Below are 26,749 nucleotides of genomic sequence, written 5' to 3'. Positions count from 1 at the left end.
AAGTGTTCCAGGGGGAGTCCTGTACCCGATCACTCTAGGAAGCCCGTAAGTAGGTCTTGTGACACTGACTGGCGCCCGCATGAGGATCGCATTTCTTTACATTGCGGGGCCTTGTGTGACCAGCCATGCCAGAATGACGACTCGATTTGGGGCGCTGCCCCGCCCCGGAGCTGCTGAGTGATCGTTCGTCCCCGCCCCAATTGGCTGCGCATGTTGTTCGTGTGGCGTGGTTCGGTCCTCAACAAGATCCTGCCGCAACTGGGTGTCACGGCCTTGGTGTCGCTCATCGTGGTGATCTTCCACGGCGAGCTGTTGCACCGCAAGATCACGCTGACCACGGTGCCGTTTTCGCTGGTGGGCGTGGCCCTGGCGATCTTCCTGGGCTTTCGCAACAACGCCAGCTACGACCGCTACTGGGAGGCCCGCAAGCTGTGGGGCAAGCTGCTGACCGACAGCCGCAATGCCGCCCGCCAGCGCCTGTCGTTTGCCGGTGGTGACCCGCGGCCCTTCGTGATGGGCGTGGCCGCATTCGTGCATGCGGTGCGGCACCAGCTGCGCAATTCGGACAACCAGGCGGACATGCGTCGCCTCCTGCCCGCATCGCTGCTGCCTCAAGTGGCAGGCCGCCGTTCGCCGCCGCTGCAGATCATGACTTGGCTGGCGGACCAGTTGCGCCAGCAGCGCGAGTCGGGCGAGCTGTCGCCCATCCTGGCCGCCGAGCTGGATCGCTCGCTTGCAGGCCTCAACGATGCCTACGGCGGTTGCGAACGCATCGCCTACACGCCGCTGCCTTTCACGTATTCGGTCATCCTGCACCGCACGGTCTACATCTATTGCCTGATGCTGCCCTTCGGCCTGCTGGATGCCATCGGCATCATGACCCCGCTCATGGTGTGTTTCGTGGCCTATACCTTCTTTGCCATCGAAGCCCTGAGCGACGAGATCGAAGAGCCCTTTGGCACCATGCCCAATGACCTGGCGCTGGACGCCATGGCCATCAACATCGAAGCGGCCTTGCTGGAAATGCTGGGCGACCGCGAGCTGCCGGCCGTGCCGCAGCCCGTGGGCTATGTGTTGAACTGACGGGGCGCTTCAGGTGTCCAGCAGGTGCGTGAGCGCCGCCACGCCTACGGGCGGCTGTGGTGTCCAGGGCAGCACGAAGGTGCGCTGGGCCAGGCCAGAGGCGATGCGGGCCATCTGGCGGCGCTCGCCCTCCAGCCTGGCCAGCAGGGTGGGGTCTTGCGTGCCGGTGGCCAGGATCGATTTGTTGACCACCCAGGCATAAGGCTCGATGTGCGCACGCCGCAGGTCATCCTGCAAGGCCGCGGCTTGTGAAGCCGGCGTGGTCTCGGGCAGCGTGACCAGCACGATGCGGGTGTAGTCCGGGTCTTGCAGGCGCATCAGCGGCGTGACGATGTGCGTGGTGGCCTGGCTCTCGAAAGCGCGCACCATCTGGCGGTGGTAAGCCCCGGTGGCGTCCATCAGCAGCAGCGAGTGGCCGGTCGGCGCGGTGTCCAGCACCACGAAGGCACTGCGGGCCGAGGCCACGGTCTTGGAAAACGCGTGGAAGACGGCGACCTCTTCGGTGCAGGGCGATTGCAGGTCCTCCAGCATCAGGGCCTTCTCCTGCTCATCGAGCTGGCTGCCTTTGGCGGCCATGATCTTGTCGATGTAGCGCTGGGTCTCGACCTTGGGGTCGATGCGGTCCACGCTCAGGCCGGGCAGTTGCCCATCGAGCGTCATGGCCAGGTGGGCCGCCGGGTCGGTCGTGCTCAGGTGCACGGCCAGGCCGCGCCGCACCAGGCCAATGGCCAGGGCTGCTGCGATCGTGGTCTTGCCGACGCCGCCTTTGCCCATCACCATGATCAGGCCCTTGCCGGTTGCGGCCAGCTCGTCTACCAGTTTGTCCAGCCGCTCCGCCGACAGGGGCGCATCGACCTGCGGCGCGGGTATCAGGTCCGCGGGCGTGGGTTGATCCGACAAGAGCGCGCGCAGGGCAGGCAGGCCGACCGTGTCGAAGGGGCGCAGCGGCACGCGATGTTGCGGCAAGGCCCGGAGGGCCTCGGGCATGTGGGCCATGGCCTGCGCGCCCAGCGATTCAAGGGCACGGGCCACATCGTCATGCGGGTTGCTGGCTTGGAACACGCCGTTGACGGCCAGGTGCTGGTTGCCCAGGCCCAGGGTGCGCAGCTCGGCGCTGGTGCGGGCCGCTTCGGCCAGGGCGCCTTGATCGGGCCTCCTGCATCTTCAAGCCGGAATGGGGGCCCAGGCAGGAGGCGCCGCGGTCATTGCCCTTGAGGAAGCCGCTCCAGGCCTTGGGCAGGCTCAGCAGGCGCAGGGTGTGGCCGGTCGGGGCCGTGTCGAACACGATGTGGTCGTAGTCCCCCGCGCCACCGGCCAGCAGGTTGGAGAACTCGTCGAACGAGGCGATCTCGGTGGTGCAGGCACCCGACAACTGCTCGCGCACGGTGGCGCGTTCATCCTCGGTGCTGCTGCCGGCCATTTGCGCGATGACACGTTGGCGATAGGTCTCGGCCGCCACGTCCGGGTCGATGTTGAGCATCGACAGGCCCGGCACACCAGGCACGGGCGTGGGCGTGTTGCGCAAGGGGGCGCCCAGCATCTCATCAAGGTTGGAGGCGGCGTCGGTGCTGACCAGCAGCACGCGCAGGCCCGAGTCGGCCAGGGCAATGGCCGTGGCAGTCGACAGCGAGGTCTTGCCCACGCCGCCCTTGCCGGTGAAGAACAGGTGCCGGGTTGGATGGTTCAGAAAGTCCGGCACGTTGATGGCCATGAAGATGCTCCTTGGTTTGAACGCCGATTCACCGCGAGCCAGTTTACCCAGCCCGTCGGGCACCTGCGTCCGCAAACCGCAATGAGCGGCGCCACGCCCACCCCAAGGCAGCCTACCGGTTTGGCAGGGCGATGGCGCGGGTCGGCGCCATGTCACGAACCTGCGCTGGCGCGCCCGAATCACCACGCGCTGGCCCTGCCTGTGGCCCCTGTTCGGCGGGATCAAGCCTTTGCGCAAGCCAGGTCTCACCCCAAGCGAGCAAGGCCGCCTCACGTCGGTTCAACTCCCCTTGGCAGGCCCAGGCCGCGATGTCTTTGGCGTATCCCATGCACATGATCTGGCTCCATTGAGTTTGGTCTCATGAAAGGAGACGCAGACCATGGCAAAAAGATGCGCCCAATCCATCAGATCATTTCAAGTGCCAGGGCAATGCCTTGACCGCCCCCGATGCACAGGGTCACCACGCCGCGTTGGAGCCCATCGCGTTGCATCGAATGCAGCAAGCGCGTGGTCAGCACCGCGCCAGAGGCGCCAATCGGATGGCCGTGCGCAATGGCGCCGCCCTCCACATTGACCCTGTCTTCGGGCAGGCCCAGTTCGCGCAGGCAAGCCAGGGCGATGGCCGCAAAGGCCTCGTTGATCTCGACACGCTGCACATCACCCACGGCCCACTTGGCTCGCGCCAGCGCTTGTCGCACGGCCGGCACGGGCCCCAACCCGAACATGCCTGGCTCAACGGCGCCCACGCCGTAACTCACCAGGCGTGCCATGGGCTTCAAGCCATGGCTGTCGGCCCATTTGCGCTCGGCCACGATCATGGCCGCCGCCCCGGTGTTGAGGCCAGGCGCATTGCCCGCCGTGATCGTGCCTTCTTTGCGGAAGGCGGGCTTGAGTTTGGTCAGCGATTCGGCCGTGGTCTCGGGGCGGTTGTGCTCATCGCGGGCAAAGAGCGTGGGGCCCTTGCGACCCGGCACTTCGATCGTCACGATTTCGGCGTCGAACTTGCCTTCAGCCTGGGCGACCGAGAAGCGCTGCTGCGAGCGCAAGGCCCAACGGTCCTGATCCTCTCGGCTGATGGCCTTCAGTGCCACCAGGTCCTCGGTGTGCCAGCCAGAATGCTTGCCGCTGAAGGCGTCGTTCAGGCCGTCGTAGAGCATGCTGTCGAGCAGCGTGACATCGCCCATGCGCGCGCCCCAGCGCCCTTGCGGCAGCAGGTAGGGGGCGCGGTCCATGTTCTCCATGCCGCCAGCGATGGCGACCTGGCTCATGCCCGACCAGATCTCCAGGGCCGCACTGGCAATGGCCTGGGCGCCAGAGCCGCACACGCGGTTCACGGTCATGGCAGGCACCTCGACGGGCAGACCCGCACCGATGCCGGCCTGCCGCGCGGGGTTCATCTTCACGCCTGCCTGGATGACGTTGCCCATGATGAGCGATTCGATCTGGTCGGCGGGCAAGCCCGAGCGTTTGAGGCTTTCACGGATGACGGCGGCGCCCAGATCAGGGGCCAGCACGTCTTTGAGGCTGCCGCCATAGGTGCCGATGGCGGTGCGGACAGGGTTGCAGATGACGACTTCAGGCTGGCTCATGTTCACTCCTTGTGTAGGTCAAACACCAAACGAATCAATGTGGATGCAGATGCTGGCGAGCGCGCCAGGCTGGGGTGTCTTGATGCGTGCAAGCCATGCTCGCTCAAAGATGTGGTGGTGTCCAGTGTCATGCCAGCCAGGCTGCTGTCGGCCTCCAGCTCCTGTTGAAGCCGCATCGGGTTGAGCGTGCGGCAGTAGCAGCCCAGGTTGAGCGCTTCGGCGGTGCTCAGTGATGTCGCGCTCACGGGCTGGCGAGCTGCGTTCATGCCAACCACTGCGCTATCTTGTCCCGACTGGGCACGCCACCGGCATGCACCACCTTGCCATCCACCACCACCCCTGGGGTGGACATGACGCCGTAACCGATGATGGCCTGCATGTCCTGCACCTTGTCCATCTTGATCTCAACGCGCTTTTCCTGAGCGACTTGTTCGATCAGTGCGATGGTGGTCTTGCAGTTGGCGCAGCCCGAGCCCAGAACCTTGATGTCTTTCATGATGTTGCCCTTGAATCAATGGGAGATGGCTTTACAGAACGAGATTGAACACGTAACCCACCAGCAAAATGCCAGCGGCCACGATGCCCGCAAAGGTGGCGATCAGGCGTGGCTTGAGCGCCTTGCGCAAGATGATCATTTCTGGCGCAGACAGGGCGATCACGCTCATCATGAAAGCCAGCACGGTGCCCAGGGCGGCCCCCTTGCCGATCAGGGCTTCGACGATGGGGATGATGCCGGCGGCATTGGTGTACATGGGCACACCCAGGAGCACGGCCACCGGCACCGACCACCAGGCTTCGCGCCCCATGATGGATGCCATGAAGTCTTGCGGCACATAACCGTGGATGCCCGCGCCCAGTGCAATGCCAGCGATCACATAGGGCCAGACCTTGCCGACGATCTCGCGCACATGGCGCCAACCCGCTTCAAAGCGTTGCACCCAGTTCAGGCGCTCTGCCTGCACATGCACGGCTTCACCCCGGGCGATGACCTGTACCCAGTCTTCCAGGTGGCGCTCCATGCGCAGCCTGCCGATCACCAGGCCCGCGACGATGGCCACCAGCAGGCCCATTCCAAGGTAGAGCCCCGCCACCTTCCAGCCAAACATGCCGAACAGGAGCGCCAGGGCCACCTCATTGACCATGGGCGCCGAGATCAGAAATGAGAAGGTCACGCCCAGCGGCACGCCAGCCGAGAGCAGGCCAATGAACAAGGGCACGGCCGAGCAGGAGCAAAACGGGGTGACGATGCCCAGCAGGGCCGCCAGCACATTGCCCACACCGGTCCGCTTGCCCGCCAGCAAGGCACGGGTGCGCTCGGGCGCAAAAAAGGTCTGCACGATGCCCATCACAAACACGATGCCCGTGAGCAAGAGCAAGACCTTGGGCGTGTCGTAAAAGAAGAAATGCAAGGCTTCACCCAGGGCCGTCTGGCGCGTCAGGCCGATCAGGCTCAGAACGGCGTCGGCCAGGTCGGTGAGGTGCGCGTAAGCCCAGAACCACAAGGGCGCCACCACGGCCAGGCCGAGAAGCCAGCGAAGCAAGGGCGTCGTCTGGGCGGCGGCGGGGGAGGTGGTGGTGTTCATGACAGCAGTGTGTTCCTCTGGGGCGGCAGGTCAAGCCTGTCAATCAAGGAGACGCCACTGCCATCAAAAAGATGCAGGTATGGCACGCGCTGGCGTCAAGCGCGGGGCACAAAGCAGCAAACCTGGCCCTGCGGATCAAGTGTCACCTGGCAAGACAGCGTCAATTGCGCCCGCAGCCGCTTGCGGGCCCTCTGGATGCGTGACTTGGCACCCGGCAAGCTCAGGCCCAGCTTGCGGGCGTAGTCTTCCTGGCTCATGCCCTTGAGGTCGCATTCGGTGATGGCCTCGCGGTCTTCGGCGCTCAATTCACCCAGCACGCGGGGCAGGCAGGAAGCCAGGCTGTCCACCGCGGGCATCGGGTTGTCTTCGGCGGCAGGCAGGTCATCGGGCAATTCAACCCATGCCCGGCGACGACGCATGTGGTCGGTCACGGTGTTACGCGCGACCTCGTACAGCCAGGCGCGTGCATTGGTGATGTCGCAAAAGCCCTGCCCTTGGCGCAAGGCCTTCATGAAGATGTCTTGCAGCAGGTCTTGCGCCGTGTGCGGGTCTTCTACATGGCCGATCAGCCAGCGCCTCAGCTCGCGCTCATGCGCGTGCCATGCGGCCATCAGGCAAGGCTGTTCTGGCGATGCCGGCATGTCGGCCTGTTCAGACAAGGCGGCGGCCTTGCGCGTCAATCACCACTTCGCCGTCTTCTTTGGTGAAGGGGCCTTGCTGCGCTTGCGGCAGGATGTCGAGCACCAGCTCGGAGGGGCGGCACAGGCGCGTGCCCTGGGGCGTGACCACGATGGGCCGGTTGATCAGGATCGGGTGCGCGACCATGAAGTCCAGCAGCTCGTCGTCGGTCCACTTGCTGTCATCCAGCTTGAGTTCCTCATAGACCTCGCCCTTGCTGCGCAGCACTTCACGCACCGACAGGCCGCAGGCTGTGATCAGCTGGACCAGTTGCGCACGCGTGGGCGGCGTGTCCAGGTAGTGAACCACCAGGGGTTCGATGCCCGCATTGCGGATCAGGGCCAGGGTGTTGCGGGAGGTGCCGCACTTCGGGTTGTGATAGATGGTGACGGAGTTCATGCCTTGCATTGTCCTTGCTTGTACCAGCCCTTGCTCTGGTTGACCACGCGGACGACCAGCAGCATCACGGGCACTTCGATCAGCACACCGACCACGGTGGCGAGCGCCGCGCCCGACTCGAATCCAAACAGGCTGATGGCCGCCGCCACGGCCAGCTCGAAGAAGTTGCTGGCGCCGATCAGGGCCGAGGGGCAGGCCACGTCATGCGTTTCGCCCAGGCGGCGGTTGAGCCAGTAAGCCAGCGCCGAGTTGAAGAAGACCTGGATGAGGATGGGCACGGCCAGCATGGCGATCACCAGTGGCTGCTTGATGATGGCCTCACCCTGGAAGGCAAACAGCAGCACGAGGGTGGCCAGCAAGGCGGTGATGGACCACGGGCCGATCCTCGCGAGTGCGGCATCAAAAGCAGCCTGGCCGCGCTGGAGCAAGACCTTGCGCATCGCTTGCGCCAGGGCCACCGGGATCACGATGTACAGCACGACCGAGGTCACCAGGGTGTCCCACGGCACGACGATGGACGACAAGCCCAGCAGCAGCGCCACGATGGGGGCAAACGCAAACACCATGATGGTGTCGTTCAGCGCCACTTGCGACAACGTGAACAGCGGGTTGCCACCGGTCAGCCGGCTCCACACGAACACCATGGCCGTGCACGGCGCGGCGGCCAGCAGGATCAGGCCGGCGATGTAGCTGTCGAGCTGCCCGGCAGGCAGGTAAGGCGCAAACAGCTGGCGCACGAAGAGCCAGCCCAGCAGCGCCATCGAAAACGGTTTGACAGCCCAGTTGACAAACAAGGTGACGCCAATGCCCCGCCAGTGCTGCTTGACCTGGGACAGGCTGCCGAAGTCCACCTTGACCAGCATGGGGATGATCATCACCCAGATGAGCAAGCCCACCGGCAGGTTGACCTTGGCGACTTCCATGTGGCCGATGGCCTGAAAGACGCCAGGCAGCACCTGGCCCAGCGCGATGCCGGCCACGATGCACAGGAAGACCCAGACGGTCAGGTAGCGTTCGAAGACGCTCATGGGGGCTGGGGCCGGCTTGAGCGGCGCCATGGCGGTGGCGGTATTCATCGGGCAATGTCCTCAGGAGCGGGCGATGTCATTGAGGGCTGCCAGCAAGGCATCCCGATCCATGGTGGCCAGTGGCAAGGCCAGCAGCTGCAGCAGCTTGTAGCCAATGGCCTGGCGCGTCAGCTCGAACGCCCGACGCTTGCCTTCGTCCCCGCCTTCGGCGTTGGACGGATCGGGGTAGCCCCAGTGCACCTTGACGGGCTGCCCCTGGCCACCGAAGAACACCGGGCAGGCCTCGGCTGCCGCGCTGTCGCACACCGTGATGACGATGGACAGGGGCGGTGCGTCGGGCGTGGTGAACTCGTCCCAGCTTTTGCTGCGGTAGGCCGACGTGTCGATGCCGGCCTTGTTCAAGGCTTCGATGGCAAAGGGGTTGAGGCGACCACTGGGCGCGCTGCCCGCACTGTGCGCCTTGACGTCTTTGCCCAGCTTGGCCGCCAGATGGTTGAGCATGCCTTCGGAGAGCACGCTGCGGGCCGAGTTGTGCGTGCACAGGATCAGAACATGGGTGGTCATGCGAGGGCTCAGCAGCATTTGGAGGGCGTGGATTTGACCGGGATGCCAATGGGCTTGCCGCTGACCTTGGGTGTGCAGCAGGCATTGGCTTGCGCCGCTTGCTCGGCCTCGACGGTGGCGCCCACGGCGACCTGGCCTGCAGGCGCTTCTTCACGGAACACGGGGATGCTGCCCAGCGTCTGGAAGTGCTCCCAGGGCAGGCCCTGCGGGTCGATCACCCAGTGCTTGTCGCTGCGCGCATAGCAGCAGGTGGTCGCCCCTTCGTCGATCAAGGAGAGGTCTGCCGCCTGGGCTTGCGTCTTCAGCGCCAGCAGGTCCGCGTCGTTGTCGACCTGGATGCCCAGGTGGTCCACACCGGTGTGGCCGTGGCCGCGTGTGGAGATGGCGAAGTTGACGGCCGGGTCGTCCAGCATCCACTTGGCGTAGTCGGTTTCGACGCGTGCCGGTGCGGTGCCGAACATCTTCGAGTAGAAGTCGATGTTGCGGGCCAGGTCATCAACATGCACATGGACGTGAAAGCGCTTCATGGTGGGTCTCCTTCAGCAGGTCGTGCAGCCACGCGTGTGGCTGGCGGTGGTGTCGGTGGGTGAGCACGCCTGCCCCTGGCAGCAGTGCTCGGTGAGGTAGTGCAGCAAGCCGTTCATGTGCTCGAACGACGCGCGGTAGATCAGGTGGCGGCCGTCACGCTCTTGCGAGACCAGGCCGGCGTGCATCAACTCCTTGAGGTGAAACGACAGCGAGGTAGCGGGTACCGCCAGCTGTTCGGACAAGGCGCTGGGCGTGAGGCCGTCGAACCCGGCCACCACCAGCGCACGGAACACGCGCAGGCGCACGGCTTGGGCCAGGGCGGCCAGGGACTTGATGACGTCTTGTTCTTCCATGATTCAATGATAGTTGAAATGTTGGATAAAGCAAGCCCCCTGTGTCACTGGCGATTCAGGAGGGGGCGGGCCTGCTGGCCTGCCATTCGGTATTTCGGCCAAACCCGAAAATTGAATTCAGTCATATATGCCGCCTGGGTATTTTTTATGCGCTGATTCAGCCGTTCCTAATACCTCGATCGCCGGTCTGGCGTGAATCATCCCCACGCAGCCCGTTGCATCATGGCCAATATCTCAAGTCCGGTGCCTGTCGTGCCGAATACTGAGATTCAGATTTGTCCAAATGGGAGTGGGGGGATCTATGCAGCAGGCGCCGCTTCACGTGCTGGTTGTCGAAGACGAGGTCGTGAACCGCGACGTGGTCTGTCAGATATTGAATTATTTCGGGCACCAGGTGAACGCGGTGGACAGCGGCCTGGCCGCGCTGAATGCCGTGCGCGACGCACATTACGACGTCGTGGTGATGGACTGCCGCATGCACGACATGGACGGCCTGGAAACCACGCGCCGCCTGCGCGCGGGTGAAGCCGGCCCCGGTGGCATCGGCGTCCCCATCATCGCGCTGACGGCCCAGGCCTTTGCCGTGGACCGCGATGCCTGCCTGGCGGTGGGCATGAATGATTTCCTGACCAAGCCGGTGGACATCGACCACCTTGCCCTGGCCATTGAGCGATGGGGCCGACGCCCGCGCACAGGCCAGCACGTCTGCCCGCCTCACGCTGATGCCGGCCCCTGCTGCCAGCCAGGCGCCGCCCCCAAGGTGTTCGACGCCTCGGTGCTGGCGGCCTTGCCCATGGTGGCCGATGGCTCCCAGCCCGCGTATGGCCAGGTCGTGCTGGACCTGTACTTCAAGTCCCTGCCGACGCTGCTGGGCACGATCCTGTCGGCGGCTTCCAGCGGGGATGCCCAGACGGTGCAACGCACGGCGCACAGCCTGAAGTCCTCCAGCGCGTCTGTCGGGGCCATGGCCATGGCTGCCTGCGCGGCCGATGCCGAACTGCAGCTGAGAAAAGGCAACCCTGATATGTCGCGCTGGCCGAGCCGGTTCGACATGGAATACGAAAGGCTGTGCACGATGCTCGGACGACCCCATGCCCTCCTGCCAGAAAGCGCGGTGCGATCATGCTGAAACTGGATGACACCGGCCCTCGCCTGCTCATCATCGATGACGACCCGCTGTTGCGGGGCATGGCCGCCCACACCCTGCGCCACGCCGGCTTTGATGTCAACGAGGCTGAAGACGGCGTGCAGGGCCTGGCCCTGATCGAGCAGGCTCCGTTTGACCTGCTGTTGCTCGATGTGATGATGCCGCACCTCGATGGTTACGAGGTCTGCAAGCGCCTGCGCCAGACGCGCTATGGCAGCCGCGTGCCGGTGCTCATGCTCACGGGCCTCAATGACAGTGCCTCCGTCGAGCTCGCGTATGAAGCCGGTGCCACCGACTTCATCTCCAAGCCCATCAACTGGACGCTGCTGACACACCGTGTGCGTTACTCCTTGCGTGCGGGTGTGGCCATCGAGTCGGCCACCCGCAGCCGCGAACGCCTGGAGCGCGCGCACCACATCGCCAACATGGGCAGCTGGGAGTGGGGCGCCGATGGGCAGCGTTTTGTCTGCTCGCCCGAGCTGGCCCGCGTGCTGGCGGCGCCGCCTGAGGTTGTGATGCAGGCGCGCCCTGATGATTTCCTGGCCCTCATCGCCGATACGGATCGTGAGACTGTGCGCGCGCTGCGCCTGGCCGCCCTGGTCGAAGGCGAGCCCTATCAGCTGACCTTCGCCATCCGCCGCTTTGACGGCGAGGTGCGCACCGTGTTCGAGCAGGCCGCGGCCGTCATCGACCACAACGGGCGTCAGGTGTCGGTGGAAGGCATCACGCAGGACATCACCGACCGCGTGGAAGCCGAAGAGCGCATCAAGCGCCTGGCGCATTACGACGTGCTCACCGGCTTGCCCAACCGCCAGTTCTTCAGCGAGATGGTGGGCCCCACGCTCGACCGCTCGGCCCGCTTGAGCGCGGGTTGCGCCATGTTGTACATCGACATGGACCGCTTCAAGAGCGTGAACGACGCCATTGGGTACGCCCAGGGCGACAGCGTGCTGCGCCTGATCTCCGGGCGCCTGAAGGCGTCAATTCGCACCTCGGACCTGGCCATGGACGCGCGTGCGCCCAGCCAGGAATCGATGGTGTCGCGTGTGGGGGCCAATGCCTTCACGCTCTTGCTGGTCGACATCGCCGATGACAAGCAGGCCGCGCTGGTGGCCGATCGCCTGTTGCAGGCCATCGCCGAGCCGATTGCCTTCGAGGACCGCGAGCTGGTGCTGACTGCCAGCATCGGCATCGCCCTGTACCCGCGTGATGCAACCGACGCGGAAGGCCTCACGCGCTGCGCGGAGCAGGCCGCTTATGCTGCCAAGTCCGCAGGCCGTGCCCAGCACCGCTTCTTTGACGAGGCCATGAACGTGCGGGCCAGTGCACGCCTGGCACGTGAAACCGACTTGCGCCATGCCATCACCGATGGCCAGTTGCGCCTGCATTACCAGGCCAAGGTGGATGCGGGCAGTGGCCTGATCACGGGGGCCGAAGCGCTGGTACGCTGGCAGCACCCGGAGCGCGGCATGGTCTCGCCGGGTGAGTTCATCCCCCTGGCCGAAGAGTCCGGCCTGATCCTGCCGCTGACCGACTGGGTGCTCGAGACCGCTTGCGCCGACCTGCGCCGGCGCGCCGACATGGGCCTGCGCATGGTGCCCGTGTCCGTCAACCTGTCGAGCCCGAGCTTTGCCGACGATGGCCTGCGGGCGCAGCTGGAGGCGCTGCTCAAGCAATACCGCCTGGACCCATCCTGCCTGGTGCTGGAGGTGACCGAGTCGCTGCTGATGTCCGATGTGGAGCGGGCTGTGGCGCGCCTGCAGGAATTGCGCGAGCTGGGCTTTCGCGTGTCGCTCGACGACTTCGGCACGGGGTATTCATCGCTGGGTTATCTCAAGCGCTTCCCGATCGACGAGTTGAAGATCGACCGTTCCTTCGTGACCGATGCCTGGCGGGGTGGGCGCGATGGGGCCATCGCGGTGTCCGTCATCGCGCTGGGCCGGGCCTTTGGCCTGCAGGTGGTGGCCGAAGGCGTCGAGACCATGGGGCAGTCCACGTTCCTGCTGGCGCATGGGTGTGCGCAGCAGCAGGGCTTCCTGTTCGCCAAGCCCCTGCCTTCGGTGGACTTCGAAGCCTTGTTGCTGGACAACAAGGTGCTGCCCCACAAGCCCGATCAAGCGGTACACCCCGCGCCCAGCAGCGGGACGCGGGTCACGGTCACTTGAGGCGCGCAGGTGTGCCATCACGCGCGCCACGCGGCCCAATCGGTCCATGCGGCGCCGGCGGGCTGGGCTCGGGCACCAGGTTGTGCACGGGCTGTTGTGCCATGAGGTAGGCATAGATGGCACGCAGATCGTTGTCGTCCAGCCGGGCAAAGGATTGCCAGGGCATGGGCGGTGCAATCGGGCGCCCTGAGCCCGCGTGCTTGCCTTGGCGGATGGCGGCCACGAACTGCTCGGCCGTCCAGGCGCCCAGGCCGGTCTCCTTGTCCGGTGTGAGGTTGGCGGCATAACTGATGCCCCAGGGCCCATGGAAAGCCGTGTTCGTGGCCGAACCACCCCACAGCCAGCCGCCGCGCGCCTTGGGTGGCGGCGCCAGCTTCATGTCTTGCGGATGGCCGGACAGGCCGCGTGAGAAATCAGGCTCGGGCCCTTGCGCGCCCATCTTGAGCGGGGTGTGGCAGTCGGCACAGCCGATGCCGTTGACCAGGTAGGCGCCCCGAGCCAGCGGCGTCGTCTCGGTGGCGTGGGCCGGTGGGCACACCAGGCCGGCAGAGAGGCTGGCCGTGAGGCCCAGTGCCAGCCAGAAAGCGCGATGTTTCATGATCGGTTCTCCTGGCTGCTTCAACTGACCCAAGGCAGCGCCAGCTCGACGCCATCGGGCTGGCGCGTCACCACCGGGGTGGCGGCCAGGATGCCGATGGTTTCCAGCGGCGTGGGGCCGACGTTGAAGATCTGGTGATCGCGCCCGGCGGGCAGGACCAGGGTGGCATCGGCCCCAAAGCGTTGCACCTGGCCATCGCTGTGGACCTCGCCCCAACCGGCCAGGCACAGCACCACCTCGTCGCAATCATGGTGGTGGGGCGGCGTGGCGGCGCCGGGGCTCATGCTCTGGCGCCAGACGGACAACTCGCTCAGGCCATCAACATGGCTGGCCAGGGTGATGTGGGCAATACCGGGAAGGGGGCTCGCCTTCGGGCGGGCATCGTCGTTGACTTTCATGGTGACTCCGTGTCGGGTGGATGAATGTCCAAAGGCGCCTGGGACTGCACGCAGTATCTGGATGGCGGGCCTTGATGAGAAGAGGCTTCAGTGTCATAACATTGCCGACAAATATTCGGCAATCAATTGGGGGCACACCATGAGCAGCGGACTGCAGCAATTCCTGGCCTTTGCGCAAACCGCGCGCCGCAGCAGCTTTGCCGAGGCCGCGCGTGACCTGGGCAGCTCACCTTCCACCATTGCCAAGAGCGTGGCCCGGCTGGAAGAAGGCTTGGGCGTGAAGCTGTTTCACCGCACCACGCGGCGCGTCACCCTGACGCCGGACGGCGAGCGCCTGTTCAAGCGTTGCGAGCGTGTGCTGGCCGAGGTGGACGATCTGCAAGCCGAAGCCGCAGGCGCGCGTGCCCAGCCCACGGGCACCTTGCGCATCGATGTGCCCATCACCTATGGCCGCCGTTTTGTCCTGCCCTTGCTGGCCCGCCTGGTGAGCGAACACCCCACGCTGCAACTCGATGTGCGCCTGCAGGACAGCTACTCGGACATCGTGCGCGATGGGCTGGACCTGGCCATCCGGGCAGGCAGCCTGCGCGACTCCACGTTGATCGCCCGGCGCATCGATTCGCAGCAACTCATCGTGGTGGCCAGCCCCCACTATCTTGAACAACACGGCACGCCATCGCGCATCGAAGAGGTGTCGGGGCACGCGACTGTCCTGTTTCGCCAGCCCTCGTCGGGGCGCAACCGGCCCTGGCAATTGCGGCAAGCGCGAAGGCAGGTGGAGCTGCACCCGGAGCCCCGGGCCCTGGTCAACGATGGTGAGGGCATGGTGGCCGCCGCGGTAGGGGGCTTGGGCCTGGCGCAGATCCCCGATTACATGGCGCGCGATGAACTGGCGTCTGGCCAGCTGGTCGAGGTTCTGCCAGCGTGCCGCCCTGCGCCCATGCCCATCAGCGCGGTCATGCCTTCGTCACGCCTGGTGCCACCGCGGGTGCGCCTGGCGCTGGATGCGCTGGAGGCCCTGCGGGACCGGGCTCGTTGACCGAACCCGAGGCGGCGAAATCTTTTTGGCAGCCTGTCAACCGGTGGTGCCAAGGCCCCGTTAAGGAACCATGGCTGAACACATCAGCCACTTCCAAACCACCAAACTGGTTCTGTACTGAAAGGTTCATCATGAAAAAGTCGCTCATCATCGCCGCCGCTCTGGGTCTGTTCGCTGCCGCTTCCTTCGCTCAGGCACCTGCTGCCGCTGCCAGCGCCCCGGCTGCTGCTTCGGCTCCTGCTGCCAAGCACCACAAGGTCAAGCACCACAAGGCCAAGGCTGCTGCCAAGACTGAAGCTGCTGCACCTGCTGCCAGCAAGTAAGCCTTCGCTGGTTTGCGCCAAAAGGCCGGGCATGCCCCGGCCTTTTTTCATGGGGCCGAGGATGACGACATCGCAGACGGCATGGGCAATGCCTGCATACTGCCAGGCTGTGTCTGTCTTCCTTGTTTGCTGTGCCCATGACCGATTCCACCCACGATCGTCAACAAGTTGACCAACTGCTGGCCTTGATGCAACTGGATGCCGTGGGCGGGGATCACTTCCGCGCCCAGAGCGACAACATCGGCACGCCCGCGGTGTTTGGTGGTCAGGTTTTGGGACAAGCCTTGCGTGCGGCTTACCTGACCGTGGCGCCGGATCGGCCTGTGCATTCGCTGCATGGCTACTTCCTGCTGCCCGGTGAACACGCCCCGATCGACTATGAAGTGACCCGCGTGCGCGATGGCCGCAGCTTCAGCATGCGCCGCGTGGTGGCGCGCCAGGGCGAGAACATCATCTTCGAGATGAACGCCTCGTTCCAGACCGTGTCCGATGGCATCGAGCACCAGGCGCCCATGCCGCAGGTGGCCGGCCCCGAGGGGCTGCAAAGCGAACATGCATTGCGCCAGGCGCTCATCCCGCATCTGCCGCCTTATTTCCATGACAAGACCCTGGCGCCACGCGGGCTGGAGTACCGCCCCGTCGAGCCCGTGGACCTGTTGAACCCACCCAAGCGCGAAGGCCCCACCGCCATCTGGGTGCGCGCCATGGCCGGCTTGCCGGACGACCCCAGCGTGCACCGCGCCCTGCTGGCTTATGGTTCCGACCACGGCTTGCTGCTCGCGGCCATTGCGCCGCACGGCCTGAGCCTGTTCAAGGGCGAGGTGCGCATGGCCAGCCTGGACCACGCCATGTGGTTCCACCGAGACTTCCGCCTCGATGACTGGCTGCTGTATGTCTTTGACTCACCCAGCGCGGGCGGTGCACGTGGCTTGTGCCAGGGCCGCTTCTACACACGCGAGGGCCAGCTGGTGGCCTCGGTGATGCAGGAGGGCATGGTGCGGCCCTGGCTCAAGCGCTCGGCTTGAGCGCTCAGCTCACGCTCGCCGTTACTTGGCGCGCGGTGCCAGCGGCGTGAAGCGCGCCTGCTGCGCATCCTCGCCGGGCATGGTCACGCTCACGATGGCCTTGAGGTCGGGGCTGGCGGTGTAAGGCGCTTCGCCATGCAGGTGGTTGTCCCCCACGGGCTTGAGCGGCACGGTGAGCTTGTGCCCCGCCGACAGCAGCGTGGCCGAGCCCACGGCGCCCTTCACCTCCTGCTTGGTGCCGGCATGGTCGGTCACGTACACGTCCACTGCCTGCGGCTTGTCGCCCTTGGCGGTCTTGTCCAGCACCAGCTCCAGGTGCCACATGCCCGCCATGCGGATCTGCCCACCATGCGGGGCGGTGAGGGTGTCGAGGTAGGCGTCGTCATGCGCCAGGCTGGGGGTGTGGGCGATCAGGCCCAGCAGTCCGGTCAGGCCGATCAGGGCGTGGGCCAGCCACTGGCGGCGCGGTGCGTGCTGTGGTTGCTGTGCGCGTGCGGTCGATGAGGTCATCGTGGTTCTCCTGTTGAACAAGGTGAGGTGACAAAGGCGTTGAGAAGCAGGCGTCAGAAGGCCTCGTCCTGACGAGCCTGCAGCAAGCGCTCAAGGGGTTGGCGCCCCCACAGCCAGAACATCACCGGCGTGAGCACCGTGTCCAGCAGCGTGGCGCTGATCAGGCCGCCGAAGATCACCACGGCGACCGGGTGCAGGATCTCTTTGCCCGGCGCATTGGCTGACATCAACAGCGGCAACAAGGCAAAGGCCGCCACCAGGGCCGTCATCCACACCGGGGTGAGGCGTTCCAGCGAGCCGCGCACGATCAGGGCCTGGCCAAAGGTTTCGCCTTCGTCACGGCACAGGTTGATGTAATGGCTGACCTTGAGGATGCCGTTGCGGGTGGCCACACCCGTGAGCGTGATGAAGCCCACCAGTGCGGCCACCGACAAGGGCTGGCCGGACCACCACAAGGCGATCACGCTGCCCACCAGGGCCAGCGGGATGTTGGCCATGATGATGGCGGCCAGCACCGCCGAGCGGTAACGGCTGTAGAGCACCATGAAGATCAGGCTCAGCGAGATCAGGCTCAGCCAGCGCATGCGCTGTGAGGCCTGCTCCTGCGCCTGGAACTGGCCTTCCAGCGCGGTGCTGTAGCCCTCAGGCAGATGCTGTGCGGCCAGGACCGCGCGGATGTCGGCCACCACGGCAGACAGGTCGCGCCCGTTCGTGTTGGCCGAGACCACGATGCGCCGGCGTGCGTTCTCGCGGCTGATCTGGTTGGGGCCGTCGCCCTCTTCCACACTGGCCAGTTGCGACAGGGGTACGTGGCCGGTGGGCGTCTCGATCAGCAACTGATCCAGCCTGCTGGCTTCACGCCCTGCATCGGGCAGGCGCATCACCAGGTCGAAGCGGCGCGCGCCTTGTGTGATCTGCCCGATGCGCTCACCCTCGATCAGCTCTTGCAGCGCGCGCAGCAAGGGCCCGGGCGCCACACCCAGGCGCGAGGCCGCGTCGTAGTCGATGCGGATCTTGAGTTGCGGGATCAGCACCTGCTTTTCGGTTTGTAGGTCCGTCAGGCCCGGCACGGCTTGCAGGCGGGCTTGCAGATCGGCGGCCAGGCCACGCAAGGTGTCCAGGTCATCGCCATAGACCTTCAGCGCGATCTGCGCGCGCACGCCAGAGAGCAGGTGATCCAGCCGGTGCGAGATGGGCTGGCCAATGCTGACCACGGCAGGCAGCGCGGCCAGGCGGGCGCGCAGGTCGGCCATGATCTGCTCGCGTGAACGATCAGAGTGCTTGAGGTCCGCTTCGATCTCGGAAGAATGCACACCTTCTGCGTGTTCGTCCTGCTCGGCACGGCCGGTGCGGCGGCCCACTTGCACGACCTCGGGCACGCTGGCGATCAACTGCTCGGCCAGGGTGCCAACCTGATCGGATTCGGCCAGCGAGGTGCCGGGGTTGAGCAGCAGGCTGATGGTCAGCGTGCCTTCGTTGAAAGGCGGCAGAAAGGCGCGCGGCATCCAGGCCAGCGAGGCCACGGCCGTGATGGCGGCCAGGGCGGACAAGGCCAGCAGCGTGCGGCCATGCGCAAAGGCCCAGTGCAGCACGCGGGTGTTGAGGCGCTTGAGCTGGCGCACGAGTGGCGTGTCGTGGGTGTCCTGGCCTGGCCCTTTGAGCAGCTTGGGCAAGAGGTAATACGCCAGCACGGGTGTGACCGTGAGCGACACCAGCATGCTGGCCAGGATGGACACGATGTAGGCCACGCCCAGCGGCGAGAAGAAGCGCCCCTCGATGCCCGGCAGCGCGAACAGCGGCACGAACACCAGCACGATGATCAGCGTGGCGTAGACGATGGCCGAGCGCACTTCCAGCGTGGCTTGCGCGATCACCTCGGCCACGGGCTTGGGCTCGGTGGCCTGGCGGTTGAGCTGCAGGCGGCGCAGCACGTTTTCCACGCCCACCACCGCGTCGTCCACCAGCTCGCCAATGGCAATGGCCAGGCCGCCCAGCGTCATGGTGTTGATCGACAGGCCCATGAAGTGGAAGACCAGCGCGGTGACCAGCAGCGACAGCGGGATCGCACTCAGCGAGATCAGCGTGGTGCGCACATTGAGCAGGAACATGAACAGCACGATGGCCACCAGCACGGCGCCATCGCGCAAGGCTTCTTCCACGTTGTTGACCGAGTGGGTGATGAAGTCGGCCTGCTTGAACAGGAAGCGCGGCTCGGCCACGCCGGCAGGGCGCGAGCGGGCCAGGTCCTTCAAAGCCTGCTCGACATCGTGTGTGACGCGCACGCTGTCGGCGCCGGGTTGCTTTTGCACCGACAGGATCACGGCGGGCTTGCCCTGGTAGCTGGCATCGCCGCGTTTGGTGGCGGCGGCGATGCGCACGTCGGCCACCTGCATCAGCAAGATGGGCTGGCCATTGTGCGAGCCCACCACGACGCGTTGCAGGTCTTCGATGCGGCTGGTGTGGCCCAGCTGGCGCACCAGGTATTCGCGGCCTTGCGAGGGCAGGAAGCCACCGCTGGTGTTGGTGCCAAAAGCCTGCAGCGCAGCGGTCACCTGTTCGCGCTGGATGCCCAGGGCACGCAGCTGCTCGGGCTTGACCTCGACGCGGTACTGGCGCACCTCGCCGCCAATGGGGATGACCTGGGCCACGCCGGGCACGGTCAGCAAGCGTGGGCGCATGACCCAGTCGGCGTACTCGCGTGCCTGCATCGGGCTGAGCTTGGCCGGGTCGGCGGGCAGGGCGATCAGCAGGACCTCGCCCATGATGGACGAGATGGGGCCCAGTTGCGGCGTGATGCCGGCGGGCAGTTGCTCGCGCACCAGGCCGAGCCGTTCGTTGACCTGCTGGCGGTTGAGGTAGATGTCCGAGCCCCAGTCGAACTCGACGTTGATCACAGACAGGCCAATGCCCGAGACCGAGCGCACCCGTGTCACGCCGGGCATGCCGTTGAGGCTGGTCTCAATCGGCAGGGTGACGAGTTGCTCGACTTCTTCCGGGGCCATGCCGCCGGCTTCGGTCATCAGCGTGACGGTGGGTTTGTTGAGGTCCGGAAAGACGTCAACGGGCATCTGGCTGGCCGTGAAGCTGCCGTAGAGCACCAGCAGCAAGGCCAGGGCCAGCACGATCAGGCGCTGGCGCAGGCTGGTGTGGATGAGGGCGTCAAACATGGGGTGTCCTCAATGCTCAACGCACCTGGGCCAGCAGGCTGGCGCCCTGGGTCACGACGCGGTCATGGGCTTGCAGGCCTTGGGTCACTACCACGCGCTCGGCATCCAGCGGCACGAAACGGACCACGCGTGCGCTAAAACGTTCGGGTGCGTCATGGCGCCACACGATGGTGTCGCCACTGGGGCGGCGTACCAGGGCACTGCGCGGGATGGCCACACCTTCCACGGTCTGCTGGCCGCGTGCCGTGATGGCCAGCGTCTGGCCCACGGCCAGCGGGGCGGTGCTGCGCATCACGCGAAACAGCACGGGCATGGCCTGGTCACGCAATTGCTGGCCGCCGCCGGCAAAGCGCAGGGCGACCTCGCCGCCGGGTACCACGGCACTGGCCTCGCTCAGGCCTGTGGTCTGCGCGGGGTCGTAGACCAGGGCTTCGACCATCAGGCGCGTGGGGTCGACGATGTCGAACAGCAGCTCGCGGGCGTCGACCACCTGGCCGAGCACCACGTGGCTGGCCGCGAGCACGCCGTTGACCGGTGCGGTCAGCGCTTCGGGTTGGCTGACGCTGTTGCGCACGGCCTCGCGGCGTTGGCGCAAGGCGTCGCGCTCGATGCGGGCGGCATCGATGTCCTTTTGCGGGATGCTGCCTTCCAGCTGCGCATAACGGGCCAGCTTGCGCTCGGCCACGGCGTATTGCGCCTCCAGGTCAGCCAGGGTGGCTTGCTGGTTGCCGCGCTCCAGGCTGCTGGCGACGGGCCGCAGATAAGCCAGCACCTGGCCTTTGCGCACGGTGGCGCCCAGCATGGGCAGGCCTGATGGGCCGGCTTCGATGCGGCCGGCCTGGGTGGCTTGCACACGGCCGCCGGCATTGGGGTCGGGCAGCACCTTGCCATTGAGTTCGAGCGCGATGGCATGGCGCTGCACCTGGGCGGCTTGGGTGCGCAGGCCGAGCTGGTGCTGGGCGGGTTTGGGCACCCACAGGCTGCCATCGGGCAGGCGTTGCGGGGCGGTGCTGTCTTTCAACGCGGCATTCGATAAAGGGGCGGCGGCCCTGGGTGGGGGCTGATCGTCGTGGGGCTCGTCGCCGTGGGCTTGGGCGAGCGGCGTCCAGATGAAAGCGGCCAGGGCGAGCAAGGCCAGGGCACCAGTTTGGTGGGGGCGGGGGCGCAGCTTGTTCATGTGCGGCTTTCTTTCAGTCGGCGACCCAGCCACGCGGCTGCAATCAGCAAGGTGGCGCCAGCAGCCAGCCAGGGCCAGCGTGCGCGGAGGGCGGAGAGGGCGCTGGCCTGGGGGGCGTGGTCATGGGCTTCATCGGCTTCATGGCCTGCCGTGGCCCCATGCGGCGTGGTGACCAGCGTGGCATCCAGCAGGTCGGCGTTATCGGCGCTTTGCACGGTGAAGGTCAGCGGGTAGCGGCCGGGCTTGGCCAGCGCGGCGGCGGGCACGCTGTAGACACCGGGCGCCACGGGCTTGGCGCTGGCCTTGAATGCCCCGCTTTCCACGTCGATGCTGGCCTGGTCCACAGGCTCGTTGGTGTCGACCTTGTCCAGGTAGATGGTCAAGGTGGGGGCTTGAGGTGCATCGCCCTGGTTCAGCACGGCCACCAGCTCGAAGCTGTCGGTCTGGGCACTGGCACGGGGGGCTTGCTGGGTGGGTGTGCTGAGGGCGGGCGCATCACCGTGGTCTTCGCCGCCATGGGACCAGGCTGGGGCACTGGTCAAGGTCAGGCTCAGGGCCACGATCAGGGCCAGCAGCGCAGCCTGGGCGGGCCAGCCAGGATGCGGCCACATGCGCAGGGTGGGCGCCGCGATGGCGGTGGAGGGCGTGTGTGCAAGGGGCTTCATGGTTGAGGCGTGTTCGGCTGAGACGGGGTGGGCTGTGCCTGGGCGGGCTCGGCGGTGGCCGGTTGCGGCAGCAGGCCTCGGGCTTGTTGAAGGTGCGACACGGCGGCCTGGTAGGCGATGCGCTGGCGGGTGAGCCAGGCTTGCGCCTCGTGGTCGGCGCTGCGGGCGCGCAGCAGGGTGGGCAGGTCTTGCTCGCCCAGGTCGAAGGCGCGTTGGGCGAGCTTCAGGTTGTCTGTGGTCAGCTCGCAGCGCGTGGTGGCCAGCTCGAGCTGGGTCTGGGCGGTGGCCAGTTCGCTCCTGGCGCGTTGCAGGGCTTGGTCCAGCTGGGTGCCGAGCATGGCCAGCTCACGTTCGGCTTGAGCCAGGTCGGCGCGCGCGCCAGCGCTCTCCTGGCGCACGCGGTCGCCCGATGACAGTGGCACGGTGAGTTTGACGCCGATGGCCTGATCAGACGGGCTGAAGGCGTCGCTGCGTTGTGTGGTCCAGCGCAGCGCCAGTTCGGGCGCGTCACGGCGGCTGCTGTCCACCAGGGCCAGCCGGCTGTTGGCCAGTGCCACGGCGCTTTGCAGGGCGAGCCATTGGGGGTGATCAGCGCGGGTTTCGGGGGCAGTTTGGCCGGCTGAGGGCAGGGTGGGCGCGGCTTCGGGTGGCAGGGCCGTTGGCGGGGGCAGGCCGGTGAGGCCGCTGTAGGCCTGCTGCGCTTGCAGCAAGGTGGTGTCCGCCTCCAGCGCCTCGGCTTGCGCGCTCAGGCGTTCGGTGCGGGCGAGGTTGGCGTCCACGCGGGCCACGTCGCCGCTTTGGTAGCGGCGCTGCACGGTTTGTTCCAGGGCGGTGGCGGTTTGCAGGCGTTGCTGGGCCAGTTCGCGTGCGGCGCGGGCTGACGCGAGTTGCCACCAGCTGTTGCGCAGCTCGCCGGCCAGTTCCAGCTGGCGCAGGGCCAGGCGGGCTTGCAGCTCAGCCAGGGCGCGTTCGGCCTGGCGCTGGCTGGCGCCTTGCTGGCCCGGCAGCCACAGCGGGGTGGCGAGCTCGACCTCCCACTCGCGGCGGCCCTGGTCACGTTGCAGGCGGTCGCTCAGGTGGTTGAGCGACACGGCGGCGGGGCCGGGGGTGAGGTTGTGCGCGATGTCGAGCGCGGCCTGGGCCTGGTTCAGTCGTGCGCTCAACTGGGCGGCCTGGGGGTCGCGTGCGCTGGCCCGGCTCAGGGCACTGGCCAGGTCGGTGGCTTGCGCACTGGTCACGTTGGAGGGCGCATCCTGGGCGTGCGCGCGCTGGCCACCCAGGGTCAACAGCAGGGTCAGCAGGGGCCACCACAGCCGGGCAGTCTGGCGCGGTAGGGGGTTCAACGGGCGGTTGCTCATGATGGCGAGGCGGTGGAGCGCACGGCAGGGCATGCGGGCATCAGCAGGACGGGAGGGGCACCAGGGGCACGGCGAATGGCCCCGGTCGCGGTCAGACCGCGAGGAGCCATGCAAAAGGCAACCGCTGGCGCGAACGAACTCGCACCAGATCAGTTGCCGGGTGGTGTCATAGGGCCAGACGCAGAAGGCGTATGACCAGGGGCGGGCCGTGGGCGGGGGGCCGTTGCGGCGCTTGGGCGACAGGCTGGGGGGCCGTCACCTCGGGCAGCAGGGGGCTGCCGTACAGCAGCAGGATGGGCGTGAAGTCGGCGCCATCCAGGTGCTTGTTGGGGGGCAGGGTGCGGGCTTCGTCCTGGCAGAACTTGTGGCACGCCAGGTGCGCGTCGGCGTGGTGGTGGGCCGCCTGCGCATCTGCGTGGTCAGCCGCATGCTCATCCGCGTGCTCGTCCACCGCGTCATCCGCATGCTCGTGGGCCATGCCCGCGACGGCGTCATGGGCAAGCGCGTGCCCTGCATGTTCATGGTGGGCGGGCTGGGCGGTTTGTGCCAGCACGCAGGCGTTGACCGTGCCACTGAGCACCGCGAACAGCCACAGCAACAGCATCAGGCCGCAGAAGCGGCGCTGGTGGTGAAGGCTGGGGCGAAACGGCATGGCGTGGTGCAACAGAGGTGTCGGATCGAAGGTATTTGGCTACTATGAACCCTGACACGGGGGGAAGGTCAAGGCTTTTTTGCAGGCGACCATCTGATCGCGCTCAAAGCGTAGCGCATGAATTTGACGGAATCGCTGCAAAATGGACAGCACTATGCAAGCAACTCCATCAATCTGGCGGGCCTGGGGAGCACGGGCCGCCGTCATCGGTCTGGCCGGGCTGGTCGTTGCCTGCGCGTCTCACAAACCGGCGGCCGAGCCGGTGTTGCAGGCGCCGCCCGCCGGGGCGCAGATGGGGCCGCCTGAGCCCGCCGCGCCCAGTGCCCCGCCCAGCGCAGCTGCGCAGGTGCAGGCCCAGAAGGAGGCCCAGGCCGCGGTCGAGGAACTGGAGGATGGCCATGAGGACGAGGCCCGTGCCTTGTTGCGCAAGGCCATGGGCCTGGACCCGAACAACAAGCTGGCTTTGAGCCTGCTGCGGCAGCTGAACCTGGACCCCCTGACCCTGTTCGGGCGCGAATCCTTCAGCTATACGGTCAAGCCGGGCGAGTCCCTGTCGAGGATCGCCGGGCACTACATGGGTGACATCTACCTGTTCTACGGCCTGGCGCGCTACAACGACATCAAGGTGCCGAAACAGCTGGCAGGTGGGCAGGTGATCCGGGTGCCAGGCCGCGCGCCTGCGGTGGAGGAGCGCGAACCGGCCCGCCCGGTGGCCAAGCCGGCGCCCAGGCCGGCCCGGCAGGCACCACCCGCTGCGGCGGCACCTGCGCCGGTGGTGGTGCCTGCTGCTCCCATTGTGCCCGTGGCCCCCCCGGCACCCGCACCGGCTGCGGCGGCGTCCGTGCCCGCCCCAGTGCCTGCGCCTGCCGTGGCCGAGCCCGCCCCGTCGGTGGACACGGCTGCGGCGGCCAAAGCCAAGGCCGAGGCGCAACGCAAGAAGTTGATCGAGCAACACACCCAGAAGGCGCGGGCCTCGCTGGCACGCCAGGATCTGGATGGTGCCATCGCCAACTGGAGCAAGGTGCTGGAGCTGGACCCGGGCAATGACACCGCCCGGCTGGAGCGGCAAAAGGCCATCGCCTTGAAGGAAAAGGTCAAGGCTTTGCAGTGAGCTGCGCCAGGCGGCTGCGGGCCGCGGCGTAGCGGGGCTGCAATTGCAGGCACTTCCTCAATGCCGCGATGGCCCCTTCCTTGTCACGTGGCGCCAGGGCTTCGGCCTGGGCAAAGTAGATGTCGGCCAGTTGCTCCTTGGCTGCGGCGTCTTGCGGGCGGGCCTTCAGGCGCTGGTTCAGCAGGCTGATGGCGTCATCGAATTCACCCTGGCCCGCCAGCAAGGCGGCGTGCTCCAGGTCATTGCGTTGGGCCGACAAGGCGGTGGCTGCCTGGCCGCCCGTCTGCAGGCTGTCCTTGTTCGAACGGCTGCCCAGGGTCACTCGGGCATAGCGCCCCAGATGCTCGCGCTTGTTGTGCTCGCGCTCGATGGCGCGCAGCGCGTCGGCAGCGGCTTCGTTGTCCGGCTGCAAGGCCAGCACCGCCAGGTCATGCTGGCTGGCTTCATCGATGGCGCCGCGTTGGCGGGCCGCCCTGGCTGCTGCCAGTTCGGTGCTGGCTTCGCGTTCGATCTGGGCGCGCACCTGGGCCAGTTGTCGGGCGTAGCTGGGCTCGTTGGGGCGCAGCACGCTGAGCACCTCCCAGTGGGTGGCGGCTTCGGCCAGGTGCCCTTGTGCAGCCTGCGCGCGCGCCTGCACCAGTTGTTGTTGCTCAAAGGGTGTGGCGGGTTGCCCGGCGGTGAGTGTGCCGCTGGAAGGCGACACACTGGCGCAGGCACTCAGCAAGAGCAGCGAGGCGACCAGGCTCCATGCCACGGCCTGGTCCATAGCCAAGGGCCAGGGTCGTGCCGAGCGCGAGGCGCCGATCGTGCGCACCATCATCGTCCTACCGTCGGGCGGCTGATCTGCAGGCGCGCTTTGAAGTCGTCCAGGCTCATGTCGCCGTAGATCATGGTTCGACGCAGCATCAGCGGATCGGAGAAGAAGGCGTTGCCGCCAGGGTTCACGGTGGCCGCGAGCCGGTAGCGCTGGCGCGCCATGATGGTGAGCACGGCCTCGTTGGCATCGCCATAGGGGTAGGCAAAGTGCTCGATGGGGATGCCGAGTTTTTGCGACAGCAGCGTTTGCGGTGTGCGGATTTCGTTGAGCAGCACCTGCTGGTAGGCCTCGTCGCTTTCATTGCTGGCGCGCTCGATCAGGTTGCGGTGCGTGCGCGAGTGGGCCGCCACATCGATGAGGCCCGATCGGCTCATCTCCTGCAGCTCCGCCCAGTCGACCGCATCGCCCGCGCCGATGAAATCGGTGTAGACGAACAAGGTGGCCGGCGGGCCGTATTGCTTGAGCAGCGGGAAGGCATGGTGGTAGAAGGACGCATAGCCATCGTCGGCCGTGATGACCACAGAGCGCAGGGGCAGGGCGCGCTGGCCGTCCAGCCAGGCCCGCAGGTCGGCCAGCTTGAGCACGTGATAGCGGTTGCGAACCAGCCAGTCCAGCTGGTTTGCGAAGGCCGTGGCCGAGACCGTCATCTTGCCGTTGCTGGTGCGGCCAAAGCGGTGGTAGCAGAGGATGGGGACGGTCTGGTAGCGGTCGCTGTACACGCCCAAGGGGTTGCGTTGCGTGAGCGGGATCACCAGTGTCTGCTGGGCTTGTGGCCCATCGGGGGGCGTGGGCTGTGGGTTGAAAGATGGGTTGAAGGACCGGTTGAAATCCTCGATCTCCCAGTCGCGTTCGGGCGAGCCCAGAAAGCGGGCCGCGACCTGGCGCAGCGTTTCGCCCGGGGCGCGCTGGTAGATCACCAGCTTGTCGCTGCGGCCCAGCACCTTGCCTGGTGTGGCCGCGCCCGCCGTGGATGTGGCGGTGCCGGACGGGGGTGCATGGGCACACGAGGCCAGCACCGCCAGCGCCAGCATGCTCAGCGTGATCCGCATGCTGCGCAAGGCCTGAGCGAAGCGCCCCATGT

At 66.6% G+C, this 26,749-nt stretch carries 27 protein-coding genes and 1 pseudogene; 7 read left to right on the top strand and 21 right to left on the bottom strand.

Annotation, left to right across the window (positions count from 1 at the left end):
* Nucleotides 1-177 precede the first annotated feature (177 nt).
* Nucleotides 178-1,083, top strand: a complete 906-nt coding sequence (locus JY96_RS09365) for a bestrophin family protein (RefSeq protein ID WP_035036870.1) — start codon at nt 178-180, stop codon at nt 1,081-1,083.
* 9 nt (nt 1,084-1,092) lie between these two features.
* Here the strand turns inward: JY96_RS09365 and JY96_RS09360 are convergent.
* The 11 genes and pseudogenes from JY96_RS09360 to JY96_RS09305 form a co-directional block, all read right to left on the bottom strand.
* A pseudogene (locus JY96_RS09360) lies at nt 1,093-2,794 on the bottom strand (TRC40/GET3/ArsA family transport-energizing ATPase).
* Nucleotides 2,795-3,198: 404 nt separating this feature from the next.
* Nucleotides 3,199-4,383: an acetyl-CoA C-acetyltransferase gene (locus JY96_RS09350; RefSeq protein WP_035036864.1), complete on the bottom strand. Its 1,185-nt coding sequence runs from the start codon at nt 4,381-4,383 to the stop codon at nt 3,199-3,201.
* A gap of 2 nt (nt 4,384-4,385) precedes the next feature.
* Complete coding sequence (locus tag JY96_RS09345) at nt 4,386-4,649, bottom strand: hypothetical protein (protein ID WP_035036861.1); 264 nt, start codon at nt 4,647-4,649, stop codon at nt 4,386-4,388.
* Nucleotides 4,646-4,879 carry a thioredoxin family protein gene (locus JY96_RS09340; RefSeq protein WP_035036858.1) on the bottom strand — a complete coding sequence of 78 codons (234 nt, stop codon included), beginning with the start codon at nt 4,877-4,879 and terminating at the stop codon, nt 4,646-4,648. The genes JY96_RS09345 and JY96_RS09340 overlap by 4 nt, the downstream gene beginning before the upstream one ends.
* Before the next feature lie 31 nt (nt 4,880-4,910).
* Nucleotides 4,911-5,966: a permease gene (locus tag JY96_RS09335; protein WP_035036857.1), complete on the bottom strand. Its 1,056-nt coding sequence runs from the start codon at nt 5,964-5,966 to the stop codon at nt 4,911-4,913.
* Nucleotides 5,967-6,061: 95 nt separating this feature from the next.
* Nucleotides 6,062-6,646 carry an RNA polymerase sigma factor SigZ gene (gene sigZ / locus JY96_RS09330; RefSeq protein ID WP_235333889.1) on the bottom strand — a complete coding sequence of 195 codons (585 nt, stop codon included), beginning with the start codon at nt 6,644-6,646 and terminating at the stop codon, nt 6,062-6,064.
* Nucleotides 6,618-7,043 carry an arsenate reductase (glutaredoxin) gene (arsC, locus tag JY96_RS09325; RefSeq protein ID WP_035036854.1) on the bottom strand — a complete coding sequence of 142 codons (426 nt, stop codon included), beginning with the start codon at nt 7,041-7,043 and terminating at the stop codon, nt 6,618-6,620. The genes sigZ and arsC overlap by 29 nt, the downstream gene beginning before the upstream one ends.
* A complete protein-coding gene (gene arsB, locus JY96_RS09320) occupies nt 7,040-8,119 on the bottom strand; it encodes an ACR3 family arsenite efflux transporter (protein WP_035036851.1) in 1,080 nt (359 codons plus the stop codon). Before arsB ends, arsC begins: the two co-directional genes overlap by 4 nt.
* Before the next feature lie 12 nt (nt 8,120-8,131).
* The gene (locus JY96_RS09315) at nt 8,132-8,635 is read right to left on the bottom strand and encodes an arsenate reductase ArsC (protein WP_035041981.1); all 504 of its coding nucleotides are present in this window, start codon (nt 8,633-8,635) and stop codon (nt 8,132-8,134) included.
* 8 nt (nt 8,636-8,643) lie between these two features.
* Nucleotides 8,644-9,162 carry an ArsI/CadI family heavy metal resistance metalloenzyme gene (locus JY96_RS09310; RefSeq protein WP_035036849.1) on the bottom strand — a complete coding sequence of 173 codons (519 nt, stop codon included), beginning with the start codon at nt 9,160-9,162 and terminating at the stop codon, nt 8,644-8,646.
* A 12-nt stretch (nt 9,163-9,174) separates the two neighbouring features.
* Complete coding sequence (locus JY96_RS09305) at nt 9,175-9,516, bottom strand: helix-turn-helix transcriptional regulator (protein ID WP_035036847.1); 342 nt, start codon at nt 9,514-9,516, stop codon at nt 9,175-9,177.
* Between the two features lie 322 nt (nt 9,517-9,838).
* Between JY96_RS09305 and JY96_RS09300 the strand changes: the two genes are divergently transcribed.
* Entirely contained in the window at nt 9,839-10,645 is an 807-nt protein-coding gene (locus JY96_RS09300) for a response regulator (protein ID WP_161784279.1), read from the top strand.
* Nucleotides 10,639-12,828 (top strand): bifunctional diguanylate cyclase/phosphodiesterase, encoded by a 2,190-nt coding sequence (locus tag JY96_RS09295; RefSeq protein ID WP_052162331.1) that lies wholly within the window; start codon nt 10,639-10,641, stop codon nt 12,826-12,828. The genes JY96_RS09300 and JY96_RS09295 overlap by 7 nt, the downstream gene beginning before the upstream one ends.
* On the opposite strand, the gene JY96_RS09290 is transcribed toward JY96_RS09295, so the two are convergent.
* On the bottom strand, nt 12,821-13,426 hold the full coding sequence (locus tag JY96_RS09290) for a c-type cytochrome (RefSeq protein ID WP_052162330.1): 606 nt from the start codon (nt 13,424-13,426) through the stop codon (nt 12,821-12,823). The two genes, JY96_RS09295 and JY96_RS09290, sit on opposite strands and share 8 nt — an antisense overlap.
* A gap of 20 nt (nt 13,427-13,446) precedes the next feature.
* Nucleotides 13,447-13,824, bottom strand: a complete 378-nt coding sequence (locus JY96_RS09285) for a cupin domain-containing protein (RefSeq protein WP_035036844.1) — start codon at nt 13,822-13,824, stop codon at nt 13,447-13,449.
* A 139-nt stretch (nt 13,825-13,963) separates the two neighbouring features.
* Here JY96_RS09285 and JY96_RS09280 point away from each other — a divergent pair, with 139 nt between their 5' ends.
* The 3 genes from JY96_RS09280 to JY96_RS09270 all read left to right on the top strand — a co-directional run bounded on the left by JY96_RS09280 (nt 13,964) and on the right by JY96_RS09270 (nt 16,211).
* Nucleotides 13,964-14,863 carry a LysR family transcriptional regulator gene (locus tag JY96_RS09280; RefSeq protein ID WP_052162329.1) on the top strand — a complete coding sequence of 300 codons (900 nt, stop codon included), beginning with the start codon at nt 13,964-13,966 and terminating at the stop codon, nt 14,861-14,863.
* A 131-nt stretch (nt 14,864-14,994) separates the two neighbouring features.
* Nucleotides 14,995-15,186: a hypothetical protein gene (locus JY96_RS09275; RefSeq protein WP_035036842.1), complete on the top strand. Its 192-nt coding sequence runs from the start codon at nt 14,995-14,997 to the stop codon at nt 15,184-15,186.
* 137 nt (nt 15,187-15,323) lie between these two features.
* Nucleotides 15,324-16,211, top strand: a complete 888-nt coding sequence (locus JY96_RS09270; RefSeq protein WP_035036840.1) for an acyl-CoA thioesterase II — start codon at nt 15,324-15,326, stop codon at nt 16,209-16,211.
* Between the two features lie 21 nt (nt 16,212-16,232).
* On the opposite strand, the gene JY96_RS09265 is transcribed toward JY96_RS09270, so the two are convergent.
* From JY96_RS09265 to JY96_RS22155, 6 genes are all read right to left on the bottom strand, one after another.
* The gene (locus JY96_RS09265) at nt 16,233-16,721 is read right to left on the bottom strand and encodes a hypothetical protein (RefSeq protein WP_200883471.1); all 489 of its coding nucleotides are present in this window, start codon (nt 16,719-16,721) and stop codon (nt 16,233-16,235) included.
* A gap of 53 nt (nt 16,722-16,774) precedes the next feature.
* A complete protein-coding gene (locus JY96_RS09260) occupies nt 16,775-19,888 on the bottom strand; it encodes an efflux RND transporter permease subunit (protein WP_035036838.1) in 3,114 nt (1,037 codons plus the stop codon).
* 16 nt (nt 19,889-19,904) lie between these two features.
* On the bottom strand, nt 19,905-21,065 hold the full coding sequence (locus tag JY96_RS09255; protein WP_052162328.1) for an efflux RND transporter periplasmic adaptor subunit: 1,161 nt from the start codon (nt 21,063-21,065) through the stop codon (nt 19,905-19,907).
* Complete coding sequence (locus JY96_RS09250; protein WP_052162327.1) at nt 21,062-21,730, bottom strand: hypothetical protein; 669 nt, start codon at nt 21,728-21,730, stop codon at nt 21,062-21,064. The genes JY96_RS09255 and JY96_RS09250 overlap by 4 nt, the downstream gene beginning before the upstream one ends.
* Entirely contained in the window at nt 21,727-23,088 is a 1,362-nt protein-coding gene (locus tag JY96_RS09245) for a TolC family protein (RefSeq protein ID WP_161784278.1), read from the bottom strand. The genes JY96_RS09250 and JY96_RS09245 overlap by 4 nt, the downstream gene beginning before the upstream one ends.
* Nucleotides 23,089-23,254: 166 nt before the next feature.
* Entirely contained in the window at nt 23,255-23,740 is a 486-nt protein-coding gene (locus JY96_RS22155; RefSeq protein WP_152606424.1) for a hypothetical protein, read from the bottom strand.
* Between the two features lie 154 nt (nt 23,741-23,894).
* Here JY96_RS22155 and JY96_RS09230 point away from each other — a divergent pair, with 154 nt between their 5' ends.
* Nucleotides 23,895-24,851, top strand: coding sequence for a LysM peptidoglycan-binding domain-containing protein (locus JY96_RS09230; RefSeq protein WP_161784277.1), 957 nt, complete (start codon nt 23,895-23,897; stop codon nt 24,849-24,851).
* Here the strand turns inward: JY96_RS09230 and JY96_RS09225 are convergent.
* Both JY96_RS09225 and JY96_RS09220 read right to left on the bottom strand, forming a co-directional pair.
* A complete protein-coding gene (locus tag JY96_RS09225; protein WP_152606422.1) occupies nt 24,835-25,605 on the bottom strand; it encodes a hypothetical protein in 771 nt (256 codons plus the stop codon). The genes JY96_RS09230 and JY96_RS09225 overlap by 17 nt on opposite strands.
* A 62-nt stretch (nt 25,606-25,667) precedes the next feature.
* The gene (locus JY96_RS09220) at nt 25,668-26,747 is read right to left on the bottom strand and encodes a polysaccharide deacetylase family protein (RefSeq protein ID WP_035036825.1); all 1,080 of its coding nucleotides are present in this window, start codon (nt 26,745-26,747) and stop codon (nt 25,668-25,670) included.
* Nucleotides 26,748-26,749 lie beyond the last annotated feature (2 nt).

Origin of the sequence: Aquabacterium sp. NJ1, from assembly GCF_000768065.1 — a bacterium.
GTDB lineage: Bacteria > Pseudomonadota > Gammaproteobacteria > Burkholderiales > Burkholderiaceae_C > Aquabacterium.
Note: the sequence above shows the minus strand (reverse complement) of the source record. Positions and strands in the feature narration are given on the sequence as shown.